Below are 18,711 nucleotides of genomic sequence, written 5' to 3'. Positions count from 1 at the left end.
TATCTATTTTTTTAATTATGCAGCTGTATTTGCTGCTGTATTTTTGTTTTCTTTCTTGGCAATTATAGGAAGAATCACTCCAAGAGCTGTAAGTACAAGTGGTGTAATAACGTTAAGTGCAAATGTAAACGGATCTGCATCATACATTCCAAGTATGCAGCTTGCTGCTGTTACTCCAAAGCACCATATTCCAAAGAATAGAGCTACGCCCTGATTCTTAACAAATCTATATTCAGGCTTAAACTTATCTCCAGCCTTTCTAAGAGCGATATATGCCCAGAATACCCAAAGATAACGAAGTGGCATGCACACTGAATTAAGCTTTGTAAGCTGCTTAAGAACCACAGCTGCACCAGGAACAAATGACTGGATAAGAATAATAGCTCCTGACAATAAAGCTACAAGCTTAATACCATTTACATAAGCGCCAGCATCATTCTTCTTAAGAAGCTTTGAAGGAATGAACTCTCTTGCATCCTCATTGTCAAGAAGCATACGAAGAGGTGCATCAATACTGATAACAAGAGTTGAAAGCTGACCGATTGCATTGCAAATAGCATAAATGATAAGAAGTGTATCACCAATGTGATAGTAATTACCAAGTTTCTGGAATGCCCAATAACTTCCGTTTGAGTTATATGCATTAAAGCTGTCTGCGCTAGCATTGATCTCTGCAGGATCAAACATCATACCCATTGCTACTGTTCCAAGCATAGCACAAACTACAACCATTCCAGCAAGCGTTATCATAGCTCTTGGGAAGCCCTTACTTGGATTATCAATCTTATTAACATAAGGAGAAATCTTCTCGCAACCACCTACAGCAAATACAAGTATTGAAAGTGATGTAAAATACTTGACATTAAACTGAGGAATAAGGCTCTTAATACTAAGGTCAAGTGATACAAAACCGCCCTGTGGATTGATAGCTGGTGCAGCGAACATCATTATGATGTAAAGAATAGACATTACAAACATACTTGTTCCTGCAAGAGTTGCAAGCTTTTTAAGAGGGTTAAGTCCTCTTGAAGCCACGTAACAGAAAATCAAAAGAACAGCAAGTGTAACAAGCTGAACAGCAAATGTCGGGAATGAATCATATTTCTCACCATTTCTGTAAACAGCCCAGCTAAGCGCCTTAAGACCACCTGAAGACTTCGAAGCAATATAAGTTATATGGCAAGCCCAATAAGTCCAGCCTGCATAGTAAGCAACCTTAGGGCCTGTTGTGCTAAGTACCCATGAGCTTACGCCGCCGCCTGATGTTTTGAAAGCAGAGCCAAGCTCACCAACCATAAGTGCATATGGCACAAAGTAAAGTGCAAACATAAGCACCCAACTGAACATTACCTGTGTGCCGTTAAAATAAAGAAAACCATTTAATACATTTCCAAAACCCCATACGGTTGAAAATGCCATGAACGCTAACGTGGTCCATTTCATACGTTTTGAATCCATTTTGTAAAACCTCCATAATATCTTTACAGCAAGGTTTTTATTTTACTACATTAAATCCAAAAAGTCACCATTATTTTTAACGGCATATGCAACATTTTATATTTCAATATAAATATTCTTACATTCCAAACACTGAAGATTTTTGGGCTTCTGCTATAAAGTCACCATAATCCTCTACGAATTGAGCCAATCTAAAGCCTGTAGTGATCGCATCACTTCCGGAAATCTTCGAAACTGCTTTTATTAGTTCGTCATCATCTACCACTCCCTGTTCCATCAGTTTTACAATCTCTATATCCTCTTTTTTAATTCTTTTTCTTTTGTCACGAAGGCAGACCCATAACCCACAATCACGCAACAGCTCAGTTCCTATCTTCCACCTCAATTTAGTTGTGCCTCCTAACTAATTACTCCCCGATGTATCAGGCCGAGCTGAGAAGCTTTTCTTTCCGCCTCAGCTCTACCCTTTACACCAAGTTTTCGATAAACATTTTTGTTATGCTTTTTTAGTCCATCATAAGATATTCCCAGTGTCTTACAGATATCATCTGTAGGCATTCCGGCACATAAAAGTGACAAAACCTGAAATTCACGGTTTGTAAGAGATACATTATCTCTTGGAATAAACTTCAGATAATCAGGAAAACTTGAAGTCACTTTTATACACTCATAATAAACACAGTAAGCATACTCCTCCTCAATATCTCGCAAGCCTCCATCTTCACGCATTTGTTTTATAAGTGGCAGAATCGCAGCCCCCTCGATTGCTACCATCCTTACAAAATGATATTCGCTGGCTTTTTTCAGCGCATCATGAAGAACCTTTTTCCAATAAGAATCCCCTAATCGGTAAAGTATTATTGACTTCAGTATTTCATTTTCAATCCAGTACATAGTTCTGTTATAAGAACAGAAATAACCGGTCATGAAATTTGTAAGATCAAAAGCCTCCTCAAGGCGATTCTCTGCGATATAACAACGAAGTTTGATCATCTGTCTGTATCTGTCAAAAGTACTAAAAGTCACCTTCGCATCAGGAATGCTATTAATATACTCATCTATTGAATCCCCTGATCCGGCAAAAAGAGATAACCATGTGCCAAATGCAGCAATATTTCCAGAAAGCTGATCTGCATCTTCAAGCTTTGTCTTTTCCGTAAATGAATCAAATATTCGCTTGGCAGATGGATACTGTCCCTCAATAAGATGCTGTCTGACCTGAATCCCAACAGCAACAAAGCACATCTCTATCTTCCCACCATGAGTAGCAGCATCAAAGCCATCACTGCATCTGGTCAAAACTTCGTATGCTGACATTGTACCTTTTTCAAATCCACTTTCAGCAAGGCACAAGGTTACCAAGCCCTTTCCAAAGTCTCCAAGTATCGTCGATACAGGTTTTCCCATGAACTTCGCTATCTGAACATCATTTTTGGACCACTCACAAAAATCAAGTCCGCCATTCATGATAGATGGCATATTCCCAGTAGCAGAAAACTCAGGCAAAACCACATCGCCGTTTTGCAACATGGTAAATACGTTTTTCATAATCCCAAGTATTCCCTTGGTTCCCCTGTGAGGGAGTCCTATATCCAGATAAGCAATTCTTGCTTTTGCTTCTTTTCTCAGTTCCTTACTTATCATTTTGTCATGGTATAGTTCAACCAGCTTGTCGTACCACTCTTCAGACTTTTCCGGTAAAAGAATAAGACTATACAACATACTCATCCCTGAAATTAAAACCGGTGAATTCTTGAATTCATCTAAAGGAAGCTCAAAATAATAGTCTTTTGTCTCAACATAGTGTCCGATTCCCGGATGTGTGTTGGCATTTTTTATAAGAAGTTCTTTTACATGCCTGGTTTCTCCGGACTTCTTATAGAATTTAAGGGCATTGGTAATATCACCATGCATCTCATAATAATATGCTGCCCTACTGAAATTCTCATTTTTTTCTTCTGCAGACCAGGTAAGATTCTGTTTCCAGCGATAGTAGCCTCTTACTTCAGGTCTGATACAATAACTGCCGTTCTTGTCTATACTCAGCTGCGTAGTGTTTTGTCTGCAGTATTCTATAACCTTAAAGATATCTGTGTTACCTGTCAGGTACTCAGCCATCTCAGGCGTAAACGAATCGTACTGACAAACACTCATAGCAAAACGAACCAATTCTTTTGGAATTTGATTAAATATCTGCCCGTCCCATAAAAGATACATATCAAGCCAAACTGATATTTTCATCTCATCCGAATATCTGACTCCGCCTTCCATCCTCATGGAATAACTATATATCGCTCTGGCATAACCATGTGAAGCCTCAGCCACAAGTAAAGCATCCGTAGGACTGATCTCAACTCCTCTATCCTCAAAAAACTCTGCAACTTCTTTCTCTCCAAAAGCAAAATCCTTCTCTTGAATGCGAACGAAGCCAAGATCCATGTTTTCCGCAGCAAGATATCCCGGAACCTGCCCTCTTGTTAGCATAATGACCTGTATACCTGATGTTCTGATAAGTTTTCTAAGATATGATATGGATTCTTCATCAGACAGCCTCTGTAAATCCTCGATAATCACGATGCTTTTTCTGATAGAATCCGGCGATGGCATCTCATTAAGCTTTCCGTTTTCGCAGTATAAAGTAAGTGGGCTCTTCCTTCGATAATAATATTCAACAGCAGCACTTTTCCCCCATCCGCTGGCTGCAGTCATTATTACAGGAGAAAAAAACTCCTCCGCTTTTTTTAACTTTTCATACACTTTAGAAATTTTAATATACCCCATTAGATGATTCCTCCAGTTCACATCATCTAGCTCTTTCATCCGAATTTTATTGTATAGTATATGGTTCTATGAAGAAAGTACCCCAAAGGGTACTATTAGTGTTTTTTGTGGCGACAGCTTTTTCCTTTATAGTTCACGAGTAGTATTTTATCAGCTTTTTAATGACTTATTCACAACAATCTTATTTTCAATTATAATAATCATATTGCGCTCGGAAATGGCGTTAATAAATAAGTAAGTTTGTCAGTGAGGATATTTTATGAGTATTTTAAATGTTGAGCATCTTACCCACGGCTTTGGCGACAGGGCAATCTTTGATGATGTTTCTTTCAGACTTCTCAAAGGAGAACACATCGGTCTTGTTGGAGCTAACGGTGAAGGAAAGTCAACTTTCATGAACATAATAATAGGTAAGCTCATGCCGGATGCAGGCACGATTGAATGGGCAAAAAATGTTAAAGTCGGCTATCTCGATCAGCACGCTGTCCTTAAGGAAGGCATGACCATAAGGGATGTCCTTGCTTCTGCCTACGAGCCTTTATACGACATGGAAAAAAGAATGAATGAGATCTGTGACGCCATGGGGGACGCAGATGAGAAAAAGCTTGAAGAATACATGGAAGAACTTGGCACAATTCAAGATCTTTTGACCAATCACGACTTCTATCTCATCGATTCAAAAATAGAAGAAGTATCAAGGGCACTTGGTTTTCTTGAGCTTGGTCTTGACAGAGATGTTACAGAACTTTCAGGTGGTCAGCGTACAAAGATCCTCCTTGGAAAACTTCTTTTGGAAAAGCCTGATATCCTGCTTTTAGACGAGCCCACCAACTATCTTGATGCCGAACATATTGTATGGCTCACAAGATACCTTCAGGAATACGAAAACGCTTTTATACTAATATCTCATGACGTTCCATTTCTCAACAACGTAGTCAATATAATCTATCACATGGACGGCCAGACACACAGTCTAGACAGATATGTAGGCGATTATGACAAGTTTTTGGAAGTCTATGAGGCTAAAAAAGCTCAAAGAGAGGCAGCCTACAACCGTCAGCAGCAGGAAATCGCAGAACTCAAGGATTTCGTTGCAAGAAACAAAGCCCGTGTAGCCACAAGAAATATGGCCATGGCCCGTCAAAAGAAACTTGATAACATGGACATCATAGAGAAAATTCAGGAGAAACCAAAGCCAGAGTTCTTCTTTAAAACCGCCAAAACACCAAGTAAATTCCTGTTTGAGCTTAGCGATCTCGTCATTGGCTACGATACACCTCTTTCAAAGCCCTTGACTCTTGCTATTGAGAGAAATACATTCGTAGTACTTACAGGTGCAAACGGAATTGGAAAAAGTACTCTTCTAAAGAGCATCCTGGGCATCATTCCTCCAATATCAGGAAAGGTTACAAGAGGCGAAAACGTTGCTATAGGGTATTTTGAACAGGAAATGTCTCCTAATATTGAAACAACCTGTATGGAAGAAATATGGAATGAATTCCCCGGATTTTCACAGTATGAAGTCCGCTCTGCTCTTGCAAAATGCGGTCTTACCACCAAACATATCGAAAGTAAGTGTAAAGTTCTTTCAGGTGGTGAGCAGGCAAAGGTCCGACTCTGCAAACTCATGAACAGAGAATCTAATCTCCTTGTTCTGGACGAGCCCACTAACCATCTTGACGTTGATGCCAAGGATGAGCTTCACAGAGCACTAAAAGAATATAAAGGCACAGTTCTTATGGTTTGCCATGAGCCTGACTTCTATTCAGATCTTGCTACTGAAGTAATTGACTGCTCCAAATGGACAACAAGAGTCTGATATTATTGCATAAAAAAACGCCTCATAACGAGGCGTTTTTTATTATGTATTAAAGGCAGCTAGCGTATGCTTTCTCTGCGCCTTCTGTATGAATCTTCTTAAGGTCTGCAATAACAGCATCTGTAAGACCATCAATCTTGTTAAGGTCCTGATCCCACATTTTCTCATTAGAAAGAACAGCCTTTACAAGGTCTTCTTCTGAATCATTTCTGTGATCATAGAAGAACTCAAGAGCCCATCTGTCATCACTTACTGTGTATGTATTGCCTGCTGGTCTCTTACATACAAGTCCTGCATCTGTAAGTTCCTGTACATCGTTTGAATAGAATGCGATGTATGCTGCAAGTGACATTGTAAGGCAAACAGGAAGCTTTCCATTCTTCTCAATGTACTGAAGGAATGATGGCATATTTCTAGCCTTCCACTTACTTGTTGAGTTAAGTGAAATAGACATAAGCTCGTGGTTAACGAATGGATTGTTGAATCTATCCTTAACTGCAGCAGCAAACTCGTTAAGATCATTCTCATCAAGGTGGTCAACAAGTGTTGGGATAACCTCTTCACTTAACATCTTGTTCATGAAACCTGCAACATTGTCATTGTGCATACAGTCACGAACAATATCAAATCCTGCAAGATAAGCACCAAGAACAAATCCTGTGTGAGCACCGTTCAGGATACGAACCTTTCTGTGCTTGTATGGCATAACATCAGGCACAACGTGAACATTCACTCCGGCCTTTTTGAATGGAAGTCTGTCTTCAAGTCCCTCAGGTCCTTCAATGATCCAGACTCCGAAGATCTCACCTACATCAATAAGCTCATCATGATATCCGTTCTCTTCCTCAAGCTTTTCTACTTCCTTAGGATCACGGATTCTTCCTGGAACGATTCTGTCTACAAGTGTTGAGCAGAAAATATTGTCATTGTTTACCCAAGTCTTGAACTCTTCTCCAAGGTTCCACTGGTCAATGTACTGGTTAACGCACTTTAATAGCTCTTTACCGTTGTTGTCGATAAGCTCGCATGAAAGAACAACTACCCCCTTCTTACCAGCCTTAAATCTTGTGTAAAGAACCTGTGTAAGCTTTCCAGGGAAGCTGTTTGCAGGAACATCCTCAAATTTGCATGAAGGATCATATGCAATACCTGCTTCTGTTGTGTTAGATGCAATGATGTCAAGATCATCACTTGCTGCAATTTCCATCATTCTGTCAAAATCAGCCTTATCATATGGGTTAAGGCATGAATCTACAGCTGAGATAACTCTCTTTGCATCTACCTTCTGTCCGTTCTCGCTTCCGCGAAGGTAAAGTGTATAAAGACCTTCCTGCTTGTTGACAAGCTCTGTAAGTCCCTGTGCAATTGGCTGTACAAGAGCTACCTTGCCGTTAAAGCCAGCCTTTTCATTGCTGATGTCAAAGAAATAATCAACGAATGCTCTGAGGAAGTTTCCTTCACCGAACTGGAGCACCTTTACAGGCGCATCCTTAAGAACGTAACCTGTGTAGCCCGATTTTTCAAGTACATCATAGTTTAATAATTCCATTACCCATATCCTCCTAAAATGTAAGCTCTTACATTTGTTCTCAAAATGAATTTTTACACCTATTGTTATACCACAGGAATGTAAGCGTTTACAATACCTTTTTTTCTTTTTATTTTTTATTTTCGAAATATTGAAGGTACATAAATTGTGATATGATAAAAAGAACAATAATCACGTGAGGGGAACAATAAATGGCAGAATTAAGTAAGGTTATAACACCTGATTTTTCAATGAACTTCTTCAAATTCGGCACCGGAATAAACACATTGGTTATAATTCCGGGCCTTAGTATTCAAAGCGTAATGGGAGCAGCAAATGCAGTTGAAGCCGAATATTCTTCAAGAATAAAAGACAACTTCACTATTTATGTATTCGACAGACGAGAAGCCATTCCTGAGAACTATTCTATCCACGAGATGGCCTATGACACGATAAAAGCAATCAAAGAGCTGGGGTTAAAAGACATTTCTCTGTTCGGTGCTTCTCAAGGGGGAATGATCGCGATGGTCATGGCCATTGAATATCCCGATCTTATAAAGAAGCTTGTCCTAGGCTCGACTTCTTCTCATATTAAGCCAGAACAGACCAAAGTAATTGAAAAATGGATATCTCTGGCCGAAAGCGGTGATGTTCACGCTTTGTATCAAAGTTTTGCAAAAGAGATTTATCCTGAAAAAATATACAATGAATATAAAGACTTTTTTTCCAACATAAGTAATGCAGTAACTACAGCAGAGCTGAAAAAATTCATAATACTTGCCAAAGCAATCATAGGATTTGATATTTCTGATGACCTAAAAAAAATTAAGTGCCCAACTTTAGCAATAGGTTCCTTTGAAGACGCGGTTCTTGATTCCGATGCAACAATGGAAATTGCCGAAAACCTTGATTATAGGCAGGATTTCAGGCTTTATATGTATATAGGATATGGACATGCAGCTTTTGACACAGCTCCTGATTACAGGGACAGAATATATGAATTCCTTACGAATTAAAACAAAAATCAGTACATTGTTTGTAGGGCTCAAAAAATTAGTGTAAAATCTTATCCAAGGCTTATCACTTAATAGAAAGTCTTGGATATTTTATTTGATCAAAAACATAGCGAGGTTTTACCAAGATGGCATTTGACGGAATAACTATAGCAAATTTAACGAAAGATTTTAACGATTACCTGCTTGGTGGTCGCATTTATAAAATAGCTCAGACAGAGAGCGATGAGCTGTTTATTACCGTGAAACTGTCCTATGAAAATGCGGACAAATATGGCATAAAGCAAAAGCGACTGGTATTGTCATCCGACGCTTCTCTTCCACTTGCTTACATGACAGACGACAATAAGAACTCTCCAATGACAGCTCCTAATTTCTGCATGCTTCTTAGAAAGCACATCCAGAACGGCCGCATTGTATCGGTAACTCAGCCTGGAGGCCTCGAGAGAGTCATCCGCTTTGAAGTCGAGCATCTGGATGAAATGGGGGATCTTAGGCATAAAGTTCTTTTGATCGAGATCATGGGAAAATATTCAAATATTATTTTTACCGATGAAAACAACGTGATAATTGATTCAATCAAGCACATTCCTGCATCTGTAAGCTCTGTAAGAGAGGTTCTTCCGGGAAGAGAATATTTTGTCCCTTCACAGGAAAAAATAAATCCTCTTACTACTACAGCTGATGAATTTTCCAGTGCTGTCTTAAGCAAAGGGATGCCTATTTTTAAGGCTATCTACTCAAGCTACACAGGTCTTTCACCGATAGTTTCTCAGGAAATCTGCTACAGAGCAGGAATCGATGCCGACAAATCTGCAATAGCCCTTGATGCAGGTGAAGGAGCTAAGGTGTACAGAGCTTTTGATGATGTCATGGAGCTTGTAAGGACCGGGGTATTTACTCCTTCCATAATATATAATGGCGATGTGCCAAAAGAATATGCTTCTATCCCACTGACAATATATGAAGCTGAAGATTCTTCATATAGGACAGCTCCTGTTTCTGATATATCTGCACTGATTGAACAGTATTATGCTGAAAAAAATGTCTACACCAGGATCAGGCAAAAATCTGTCGATCTCAGGAAGATAGTACAGACTGCTCTTGAAAGGAATGTAAAAAAGCTTGACCTTCAGACAAAGCAGTTAAAAGACAGTGAGAAAAAGGACAAATACAGGATCTACGGTGAGCTTTTGACCGTCTATGGATATAGCGCAGAGCCAGGTGCTAAAAGTATTACAGTAAACGACTATAACACTGGCGAAGACGTAACCATTACTCTTGATCCTACCCTTACGCCAAGCCAGAATGCCAAAAAGTATTTTGATAAATATACTAAATTGAAACGTACCGCTGAGGCCATGGACGAGCAGATAAAAGAAGTTTCGGAAGCGGTTGAACAGCTTGAATCAATAGAAAGTGCTCTGGAAATAGCTCAAAACGAAGCAGACCTTGCCCAGATAAGAAAAGAGCTTGTGGACAGTGGTTATATAAAATCTCACACCACATCCAAAAATGGCCGAAAGGAAAAGATAACAAGTAAGCCCTTCCACTATATAAGCAGCGACGGTTTTGACATATATGTAGGAAAAAACAACTATCAGAATGATGAACTTACGTTTAAAACTGCAAATGGCGGTGATTGGTGGTTCCATGCCAAAAAAATAGCCGGTTCACACGTTGTTCTTATCACCGGTGGAAAAGAAGTTCCTGACAGAGCCTTTGAAGAAGCAGCTGCTCTTGCTGCATTCTATTCAAAGGGAAAGAACCAGGAAAAAGTAGAAATAGATTATTTAAAGCGAAAGGATGTCAAAAAACCTGGCGGAGCAAAGCCCGGATTTGTTGTATATTATACTAACTATTCAATGGCAATTGCCCCTGACATCTCAAATCTCAAGCTTATCAGTGAATGATAGTCAAAATAAAAAATCCCATGCAATAGGCAAATGCCACTTGCATGGGAATTTTTTATAATTCATTCTTTATATGAATACTTAAATTATCAGCAGCCAAAGAGAGAATTAAGATACATAAAACCACAGTATCCGTTTGCATCTACAAGGCTGTTTACATCGTATCCAGCTGGAATTGTTACAGAATAGCTCTCTGCGCCTGTCTTATCCTTAGGGAATACAATCTGAACTGATACGTCAGGTCTTGTAGCAAGAGCATCTACCATTGCCTTATCAAGGCATGAGCACATAGCTGTCTCAAGAATTACTGTAGCATCCTTTGGAGCCTCTGTAACTGTCTTAATGAAAGCATTCTTGTACTCGATGGCTGTAAGGTTGCCAGCAGGAACCTTTACTACCTTTGTAGCCTGTACAGGAACGTTTGAAGCCTCTTCACCGATGTATGCGCCGAGTACTGTAGGAAGTGCATTTGCACCAGTTGGAGATACTGTAAATTTAGCAAAAATAAATGGTACTGAAGGAGCATCTTCCTCTGCACGAGGCTCATCAAAATTATCTTCACTTACAACAGTAGTAACACCTGTCTCTTCATTTGTTACTACTACTTTGCCGCCAATGAGATGTGCCTTAACATGAACACCACCTTTATTATTCTCAAGGCGAATTTCATAAACACCATTTCCTAAATCAGTAACTGTTACATTATCACCAGCAGTAACAGAATAGCCATCCTGAACTGCTACTTGAATGGCAGAATGAAGAGTCATTGTAATAACATTTGCATCAAGATCAACAACTTCCTTATCTGATATAGATGTATATGATCTGAGTCCGTTCTGTGAAAAATACTTGATCGCACTGTTATCTTCTTCATCATGCTTTACAATGTACTGAATATGATTCTTGATATATTTTTCTACATCCTTGCTGATACTATCATCATCAGTCACTACACTTACAAGATTAGTATCATCTGTGATTTCATAAACAACAATTTCGGGAAGTTTGTTTATTATTTCACGGGAATTATTGCCTTCTCCAGGTTTTACTACGATAGCAGCACTCTCATTGGAATCAGTAGTATCCTTAAGGGTACCGAGGATTTTTACCTCATCACCAGAAATGTGTGAATTTTCATCAATAACAATACCGTTATCAGTATATGAAACATCTCCTTCAACAATGACTTTCGAATAGTTCTCCATATCAATTCCGGTTGCACCTGAAGCATCACCGTAAACTTTTGTGGAAGATTCACCTTTGGCTATAATTGCAGTTTTCTCTGCAGTTACATTTCCTTTACTGTTATCGTTAGAAGGATCAGCAACAGTCATCGTGGCATTTGTTCCATTTGCTAAAACTCCATTACCCTTTGATGTTACATCACCATTAATTGTAACAGAAGAACTTGTATGAGCCTCAGCAGCGCTGTTATTAATATCACTAGGATGTCTGACAACTTCTGATTTTAAATTCGGAGATGAAACATCACCATTTACAGTTACTTCTCCGCCATTAATTGCCCCAACAGTTCTCCAGTAATATGACTGGTTTTCAACATCACCATTCACCGTTATATCTACATGTTCCCCATCTGCATAAACAGTTGACCATGCAGTTTTTCCGCTATCTGTTACTACCCCATCCGGATATGTTTTAACAATTGGATCAATTTCTTCGTTAGTCTGAATCCATGTCTCATCATTTCTGGCCGGAACATTTGCCGGATCCCCATCCGCTGCGAATGCAGTAAGTGATGCGCCAAATACTACAGACATTGCCATAGTAACGGCTGTTAGATTGATTAGTGCTTTTTTATACATTTTTTCTCCTCCAATTAAAAAAATTACAAGAGAAATTATATAAAACCCCGCAAAGCCGCACCATGTCTAAATCGGCAAATTTTTTGCTCGCATTTTCCCAAATTAGTAAATTAAATTACAAATTATGTGTCTTTTTTGTGATTTCTTTGTTAATTATTAATCTATATTTTTTGTTCATTTTGTGAACTATTGTCATTTTTTCGAATGGTTTACGTAAAATCCGCAAAAATAAGGCAATTTTTCATTGTGCATTCTGTTAAATAAATAATTAACAAAAAACTTCTTGCACCGGCTATTTTCAATTCAATAACCAATACAAGAAGTTTAGGAAACTAATTATATAAACAGATCAAAGAGAATATTGAATAAGGAGCCTTAATGTGTTTTCTGCGCCATCCCTATGACTTCTTTCATATCCATGAGAAGCATACACTCCTGCACCGATAAGGCCGTGCTTAAGGTCATTACCTGAACGAAGGGTTGCTTCTACATCGCTGCCATAGTGAGGATAAATATCTACAGCATAATCTGCCCCACTGTCCATAGCAGCCTTTATAAGTCCCTGAACAATATCATAGCTGAAAGGACCGCCGCTATCCTTGGCACAGATAGATACCTGCTTCTCGGTACATGTGAGGCCCTCTCCTACGCAACCCATATCTACTGAAATTGCCTCTGTGCAGCCTTCAGGAACACTGCTGCTTCCGCCGTGTCCAACTTCCTCGAATACTGTAATATGAGCATAAAGAGCTCTCTTAGGAGTTATCTTATTGTCTTTTATATATTTAGCAAGACCAAGAAGAATTCCAACGCTCAGCTTATCATCAAGGAACCTTGATTTAATATATCCGGTCTTTGTAACTCTGACATTTGGCTCAAAGCATACAAAATCGCCAACAGAGATTCCGAGCTTTTCTGTATCTTCTTTTGTCTTTACATCTTCATCAAGAACTACTTCACAATTCTCCCATGATCTCTTTGTATCGTCATAATCACCATTTACATGAATTGATGCGTTATTTAGCTGGAAAGTACCTTCATAAATACCATCAAACTTAGTAACAACTCGAACATTCTCAGTTTCAGCATTATTGGGATTCATTCCGCCAAGATTTGTAAGCTGAAGTCTTCCGTTTGACTTAATAGTAGCAACCATTCCTCCAAGGGTATCTGTATGAGCTTCTAAAAGAAGTCCATTCTTTTTATCTTTTCCTGTGAGGTCTACAATTACTCCGCCCTTATTTGTAAGTTCAGCCTTAAACCCAAGCTTCTCAAATTCCTTTTTTACCCAGGCTGCAGCATCTTTTGTATATCCAGTTGGAGAATCAATATTCAAAAGATCTGATGTCTCTTTTACAATAAAATCTGTATACTTTTTTAAATTTGCTTTTTTCATTAGGTCTCTACCTCCATAATGTCATTAAAAACTGTATGCGTCAGGATACAAACGCATCACAAAATTTTTATCTTTTTCAAAATTCCGGCTATAGATGCCCCTTTAGGGAATCTCTTAATATCATCTTCTGTTGCTCCGCCTGACTTTATAAGAACCGCGAAATAGACAAAAGCTGCAACAAACACCGCAACAAATGTAGCAAAAAGATTGGCAAAATACTTACTCGAAATAATAAAGCCAAATAATAATTCGAACAGCTCATAAACGCCAAAAGCTGCTGCTCCCATTACAAGTGCTGAAACAGACGGATACAGGTATGTCTTTTTAAGATCATAGTACACAGGCAGATATTTATGCATAAAAATATTGTTTAGTACACACATCATAAATGAGTAAAGTATTGTCACAATACAAAGAGCAATATCACCAAGATCAGTATAAATAAGAAGAACACTAAGTACCACTGTCTGCAATATAAGCGCAAATAAGGCATTAAGTACAGGGACATTTACACGTCCAATTCCCTGAAGAACCGCATTAGTAACTGTAGAGAGCGAATAAAATACTACAGTTATGGCAAGAAATCTAAGAAGCATTGCTGCCTCATCAAGAGAAGCTCTCTGAGGGAAAAGAATCATCATCACAGGTCTTGCCAGGGCAAATAGTCCAACTGCACAAGGAATGGAAATCATCAGAATAACCCTTGTTACCTTTGATACGGTATTCCCTGCACCTTCAGTATCACCCTTGGCAAATGTTGTCGAAACTTCAGGAATCATAGCTGAAGCTGCTGCACTTGCAAGAGCAATTGGAAGATTGGTGATAACCATCGCTTTTCTGTTGAATATGCCATACATATATGCAACTTCACTCTCATCCATATTCTTCACATGCATAAGGATCCTGCTAAATAACGTTGAATTTAAAAATGTTGAAAGGTTATAAATGCAAGTGCTTAAGATAAAAGGAGTCACGATCAGAAATATCATTTTATATATCTCTGAATTGCCCATCTCATCATGAGTATCTTTTTGAACTCTTTTCTTTATATCTGGTCTGTTTACGTTATAGACAAACAGCATGAACAAAAGAGCTATAAGTACTCCCGCCCCTGTTCCGAGTGCACTTCCTATGGCGCCATATACAGCTCTTTTTGATGGATCCTCTTCTCCTGCAATGCCAGTAAGAACAAGAGCTCCTCCAACACTGACGATGGCGTTAAAGATCTGCTCAAGAAGCTGAGAAACAGAAGTTGGCACCATAGTCCTGTGAGCCTGAAAATATCCACGCAAAACTCCCAAAAATCCGAAGAGGAATATTGTAGGAGCAAAAAATCTAAGGACTGTGGCAGACCTTCCGGCAACCAAAATATCTGCAGCAAAAAACAGCACAAGACTTCCCACACCGCCAACGATCAAAACATAGATAATGGCGCATTTAAAAATCTTATGAGCATTTTTATATTCTTTTACTGCAAGTTTACCTGAAATAATCTTGGACATAGCAGATGGAATGCTATATGAAGATACTAAAAGAACTATGGTATACACCGCATAAGCAGCTCCATAATAGCCATTACCTTCATCGCCTATGATTGCTGCCAGCGGACTACCATATAACAGGCCGATAATTCTTGAGATAATGCCTGCAATCGCAAGAATACCAGCCTGCTTTAAAAGATTCTTTTTTGAATTATTATCGTTAATACTACTTTTCATAAATTAGGTCAAGGGCGTAGCCAATCGTACATCTCCTGATATTTTTCCGCGGAAACTTTCCAAGAGAAGTCAACTGCCATTGCACGGTCTATCATCTTGTTCCATTCGCGTTTCTGGTCGTAGAATACATGCTCTGCTTCTCTGATGGTACCAAGCATCTCATGAGCATTGTAGTTCAGGAATCCAAATCCTGTACCTGTACTCTCATACTTGTTGTAAGGTTCAACAGTATCAATAAGACCACCTGTCTGTCTTACAATCGGTATTGTACCATATCTTAACGCCATAAGCTGAGAAAGTCCACAAGGCTCAAACAGAGATGGCATCAGGAATACATCGGAAGCCGCATATATTTTGTGAGACATAGGCTCTGAATAATAAATATTGGCAGAAACTTTGTCATTATATTTCCAGTCAAAATGCCTGAAGGAGTTCTCATACTGTTCCTGGCCGGTGCCAAGAACAACAAGTTGAACCGCATCCTGACACAGTTCATCAAGAACATAGTTAATAAGATCAAAGCCCTTCTGATCAGTAAGTCTTGAAACAATACCGATCATCATGCACTTATCATCTTCCTTAAGGCCAAGCTCTTTCTGCAAAGCACGCTTATTCTTAACCTTTTCCTTGCGGAAATTGATCGCATTGTATTTGTAAGGAATATACTTATCTGTTGATGGGTTAAACTCATCATAGTCGATTCCGTTTACAATACCTCTGAGATCTCCGGCTCTTGCACGAAGAAGTCCATCAAGCTCCTCACCATAAAACTGAGTCTTGATCTCTTCTGCATATGCCTTACTAACAGTTGTGATCGCATCGGAATAAACAATACCGCCCTTTAGAAGGTTGGCATCTTTGAAAAGTCCGAGTTTATCAGGTGCAAAGAAATAATCAGGTAATCCGGTAATATCCTGAACAGTCTTAATATCCCATTTACCCTGGAATTTCAGGTTATGGATAGTCATTATTGCTTTGATTCCTCTGTAAAACTCGCTACCTTGGAATCTCTCTTTTAAATATACAGGAACAAGTCCTGTCTGCCAGTCATGACAGTGAATAATATCAGGTCTGAAATCAATAACAGGCAGGATTGAAAGAGCTGCCTTAGAAAAGAAAGCAAACTTCTCGATTTCAAATACTACGTCATCACCATAAGGTTTCATTCCATTAAAATAGAATTCATTGTCAATGAAATAATACTTTATTCCATCAACCTCAGCCTTAAAGATACCAACGTACTCATTTTTCCAGTGAAAGTCCATATAGAAGTTGGAAATATACTCCATCTTCTCTTTCATCTGCTGATTTATACATTTGTATAATGGTAATACTACACGAACATCAAAATATCTCTTATCAATGTTTTTGGGCAGTGAGCCTACTACATCAGCCAAACCGCCAGTCTTGATAAATGGTACACCTTCAGAAGCTACAAATAGTATGTTCTTCATTAGTCAACCGTCTCCTCATATTTTGCAGATTGCATAGCTATTAGTTCTTTATCGTCAAAGTAGTTGATCTTCATTGCGTCCTTGACATCTGAAAGTGTCTGAGCCGCAACTTCTTTCGCTACTTCGCTTCCCTTTTTGAGCACATCATACACATATGGAATATCTTTTTGGAACTCTTTTCTTCTGTTCCTGATAGGTTCAAGTTCAGCCTGAATAACGTTATTAAGGAACTTCTTAACCTTAACATCTCCAAGACCGCCTCTCTGATAGTGGTCCTTCATCTCCTGAAGACATGAGTACTCAGGAGCAAACTCAGCAAAATGTTCATCCTTAGCAAAAGCATCGAGATAGATAAATACAGGGTTACCCTCTACCTGACCCGGATCCTCAACTCTTATATGATTAGGATCTGTGAACATACTCATAACCTTTTTCTTGATAGAATCAGGCTCTTCTGAAAGGTAGATACAGTTACCAAGTGACTTACTCATCTTGGCCTTACCGTCTATGCCTGGAAGACGCAGACATGCTGCATTATCAGGTAAAAGGATTTCAGGCTCAACCAAAGCCTCACCATATACTGAATTAAACTTTCTAACAATTTCCTTACATTGCTCAAGCATAGGCTCCTGATCCTCACCAACAGGAACAGTTGTAGCCTTAAACGCTGTAATATCAGCTGCCTGGCTTATAGGATATGTGAAGAATCCAACAGGAATGCTTGTTCCAAAGTTTCTCATCTGAAGTTCAGACTTAACTGTAGGATTTCTCTGAAGTCTTGAAACTGTAACAAGATTCATATAATAAAATGTCAATTCAGTAAGCTCAGGAATCTGAGACTGAATAAACAGTGTTGACTTAGCAGGATCAAGGCCCACTGAAAGATAATCAAGTGCAACCTCTATAATATTCTGACGAACTTTCTCAGGATTATCAGCATTATCTGTAAGTGCCTGAGCATCAGCTATCATAATAAAGATCTTATCAAACTCCCCCGAGTTCTGAAGCTCTACCCTTCTGCGAAGTGATCCTACATAATGTCCAACATGAAGCTTACCTGTAGGACGATCTCCAGTTAAAATAATCTTACTCATTTCAAAAAATATCTCCTCACAAAACTTATCTGTATTTAAAAGCAAATACGAATTCTATAATACATTATTTTATGTTCAGATACAATCTGTATTGTCTCTTTAATAATAATCCCCCAGAAAGAAATAAACTATATTTCGTTACTATATTATTTATTATTTCGATTTACTTTATTTTTAATTTATAAATCGTACATATTTTGTCCAAATTTAGCATTTATCATATAATCTATCAGAAGAAAAACTTCTGACTCCCCCAACAAAACTTTTTTCATACCGGGTCGATCGGCTCCCCACTGGTCGACCCCTCCTCCCAAAAAACAGACCACCTGTAAAGGTGGTTTTTCTTTTTTTGTTTTTATGCTGTAAGAGTCTCTATTTCTTCGTTCTTTTCCGTAAGCTCTTCTGAAACTTCTGAAGTTTCCTCAGTTCCTATCATATCTGTTTTTCTGGGAGCTCTGACACCAAAACTTCCTGTATATCTGATCTCCTTGAGCAGCTTTTTGACATTTTTTAATGTTTTATCTATTTCATCAGCACCGGCGCAAATAACAGTTGGAACGCCACTGCCATTAAATTCTACACGCAATCCCGAATCTTTAAGGGTTTTAAAAGCCTTAAGCTTGTCTGTTGTACTTATCTCTTCAAGTTCTTTTTCATTCTTTGCCATATCTTGTACCTCACTTTTTACTAAACACAATATAACACATTTCTGCT

At 38.7% G+C, this 18,711-nt stretch carries 13 protein-coding genes; 3 read left to right on the top strand and 10 right to left on the bottom strand.

Going from position 1 to position 18,711, the window contains the following annotated elements:
* Positions 1-15: 15 nt before the first annotated feature.
* The 3 genes from G585_RS0105325 to G585_RS0105315 all read right to left on the bottom strand — a co-directional run bounded on the left by G585_RS0105325 (position 16) and on the right by G585_RS0105315 (position 4,239).
* Positions 16-1,458 (bottom strand): APC family permease, encoded by a 1,443-nt coding sequence (locus tag G585_RS0105325; RefSeq protein WP_022773505.1) that lies wholly within the window; start codon positions 1,456-1,458, stop codon positions 16-18.
* Between the two features lie 118 nt (positions 1,459-1,576).
* Positions 1,577-1,843 carry a hypothetical protein gene (locus G585_RS0105320; RefSeq protein ID WP_022773504.1) on the bottom strand — a complete coding sequence of 89 codons (267 nt, stop codon included), beginning with the start codon at positions 1,841-1,843 and terminating at the stop codon, positions 1,577-1,579.
* A 14-nt stretch (positions 1,844-1,857) separates the two neighbouring features.
* Positions 1,858-4,239: a LuxR C-terminal-related transcriptional regulator gene (locus G585_RS0105315; RefSeq protein WP_022773503.1), complete on the bottom strand. Its 2,382-nt coding sequence runs from the start codon at positions 4,237-4,239 to the stop codon at positions 1,858-1,860.
* Between the two features lie 259 nt (positions 4,240-4,498).
* Between G585_RS0105315 and G585_RS0105310 the strand changes: the two genes are divergently transcribed.
* Positions 4,499-6,058, top strand: coding sequence for an ABC-F family ATP-binding cassette domain-containing protein (locus G585_RS0105310; RefSeq protein ID WP_022773501.1), 1,560 nt, complete (start codon positions 4,499-4,501; stop codon positions 6,056-6,058).
* A 49-nt stretch (positions 6,059-6,107) separates the two neighbouring features.
* Here the strand turns inward: G585_RS0105310 and G585_RS0105305 are convergent, their stop codons facing one another.
* The gene (locus tag G585_RS0105305; RefSeq protein ID WP_022773500.1) at positions 6,108-7,607 is read right to left on the bottom strand and encodes a tagaturonate reductase; all 1,500 of its coding nucleotides are present in this window, start codon (positions 7,605-7,607) and stop codon (positions 6,108-6,110) included.
* 191 nt (positions 7,608-7,798) lie between these two features.
* Between G585_RS0105305 and G585_RS0105300 the strand changes: the two genes are divergently transcribed.
* Positions 7,799-8,602, top strand: coding sequence for an alpha/beta fold hydrolase (locus G585_RS0105300; protein WP_022773499.1), 804 nt, complete (start codon positions 7,799-7,801; stop codon positions 8,600-8,602).
* Between the two features lie 125 nt (positions 8,603-8,727).
* Positions 8,728-10,512 (top strand): Rqc2 family fibronectin-binding protein, encoded by a 1,785-nt coding sequence (locus G585_RS0105295; protein ID WP_022773497.1) that lies wholly within the window; start codon positions 8,728-8,730, stop codon positions 10,510-10,512.
* Between the two features lie 89 nt (positions 10,513-10,601).
* Here the strand turns inward: G585_RS0105295 and G585_RS0105290 are convergent, their stop codons facing one another.
* The 6 genes from G585_RS0105290 to G585_RS0105260 all read right to left on the bottom strand — a co-directional run bounded on the left by G585_RS0105290 (position 10,602) and on the right by G585_RS0105260 (position 18,664).
* Positions 10,602-12,335 (bottom strand): hypothetical protein, encoded by a 1,734-nt coding sequence (locus G585_RS0105290; protein WP_022773496.1) that lies wholly within the window; start codon positions 12,333-12,335, stop codon positions 10,602-10,604.
* A 349-nt stretch (positions 12,336-12,684) separates the two neighbouring features.
* Positions 12,685-13,731, bottom strand: a complete 1,047-nt coding sequence (locus tag G585_RS0105285; RefSeq protein ID WP_022773495.1) for a M42 family metallopeptidase — start codon at positions 13,729-13,731, stop codon at positions 12,685-12,687.
* Positions 13,732-13,787: 56 nt separating this feature from the next.
* On the bottom strand, positions 13,788-15,449 hold the full coding sequence (locus G585_RS0105280; protein WP_022773493.1) for a putative polysaccharide biosynthesis protein: 1,662 nt from the start codon (positions 15,447-15,449) through the stop codon (positions 13,788-13,790).
* Between the two features lie 8 nt (positions 15,450-15,457).
* Positions 15,458-16,903 (bottom strand): glycogen synthase GlgA, encoded by a 1,446-nt coding sequence (gene glgA / locus G585_RS0105275; RefSeq protein WP_022773492.1) that lies wholly within the window; start codon positions 16,901-16,903, stop codon positions 15,458-15,460.
* The gene (trpS, locus tag G585_RS0105270; protein WP_022773491.1) at positions 16,903-17,997 is read right to left on the bottom strand and encodes a tryptophan--tRNA ligase; all 1,095 of its coding nucleotides are present in this window, start codon (positions 17,995-17,997) and stop codon (positions 16,903-16,905) included. Before trpS ends, glgA begins: the two co-directional genes overlap by 1 nt.
* A gap of 355 nt (positions 17,998-18,352) precedes the next feature.
* On the bottom strand, positions 18,353-18,664 hold the full coding sequence (locus G585_RS0105260; protein ID WP_022773488.1) for a hypothetical protein: 312 nt from the start codon (positions 18,662-18,664) through the stop codon (positions 18,353-18,355).
* Positions 18,665-18,711 lie beyond the last annotated feature (47 nt).

The sequence above is a fragment of the Butyrivibrio sp. AE2015 genome (assembly GCF_000420825.1).
Classification (GTDB): domain Bacteria; phylum Bacillota; class Clostridia; order Lachnospirales; family Lachnospiraceae; genus Butyrivibrio.
This window is presented reverse-complemented; position numbering and strand designations above follow the sequence as displayed.

Bases quoted from the DNA above. Each gene is read 5' to 3' on its own strand.
- G585_RS0105260 (WP_022773488.1), bottom strand. From the start codon at position 18,664: ATGGCAAAGAATGAAAAAGAACTTGAAGAGATAAGTACAACAGACAAG.
- G585_RS0105315 (WP_022773503.1), bottom strand. From the start codon at position 4,239: ATGGGGTATATTAAAATTTCTAAAGTGTATGAAAAGTTAAAAAAAGCG.
- G585_RS0105290 (WP_022773496.1), bottom strand. From the start codon at position 12,335: ATGTATAAAAAAGCACTAATCAATCTAACAGCCGTTACTATGGCAATG.
- G585_RS0105300 (WP_022773499.1), top strand. From the start codon at position 7,799: ATGGCAGAATTAAGTAAGGTTATAACACCTGATTTTTCAATGAACTTC.
- G585_RS0105305 (WP_022773500.1), bottom strand. From the start codon at position 7,607: ATGGAATTATTAAACTATGATGTACTTGAAAAATCGGGCTACACAGGT.
- G585_RS0105325 (WP_022773505.1), bottom strand. From the start codon at position 1,458: ATGGATTCAAAACGTATGAAATGGACCACGTTAGCGTTCATGGCATTT.
- G585_RS0105295 (WP_022773497.1), top strand. From the start codon at position 8,728: ATGGCATTTGACGGAATAACTATAGCAAATTTAACGAAAGATTTTAAC.
- G585_RS0105280 (WP_022773493.1), bottom strand. From the start codon at position 15,449: ATGAAAAGTAGTATTAACGATAATAATTCAAAAAAGAATCTTTTAAAG.
- trpS (WP_022773491.1), bottom strand. From the start codon at position 17,997: ATGAGTAAGATTATTTTAACTGGAGATCGTCCTACAGGTAAGCTTCAT.
- G585_RS0105285 (WP_022773495.1), bottom strand. From the start codon at position 13,731: ATGAAAAAAGCAAATTTAAAAAAGTATACAGATTTTATTGTAAAAGAG.
- G585_RS0105310 (WP_022773501.1), top strand. From the start codon at position 4,499: ATGAGTATTTTAAATGTTGAGCATCTTACCCACGGCTTTGGCGACAGG.
- glgA (WP_022773492.1), bottom strand. From the start codon at position 16,903: ATGAAGAACATACTATTTGTAGCTTCTGAAGGTGTACCATTTATCAAG.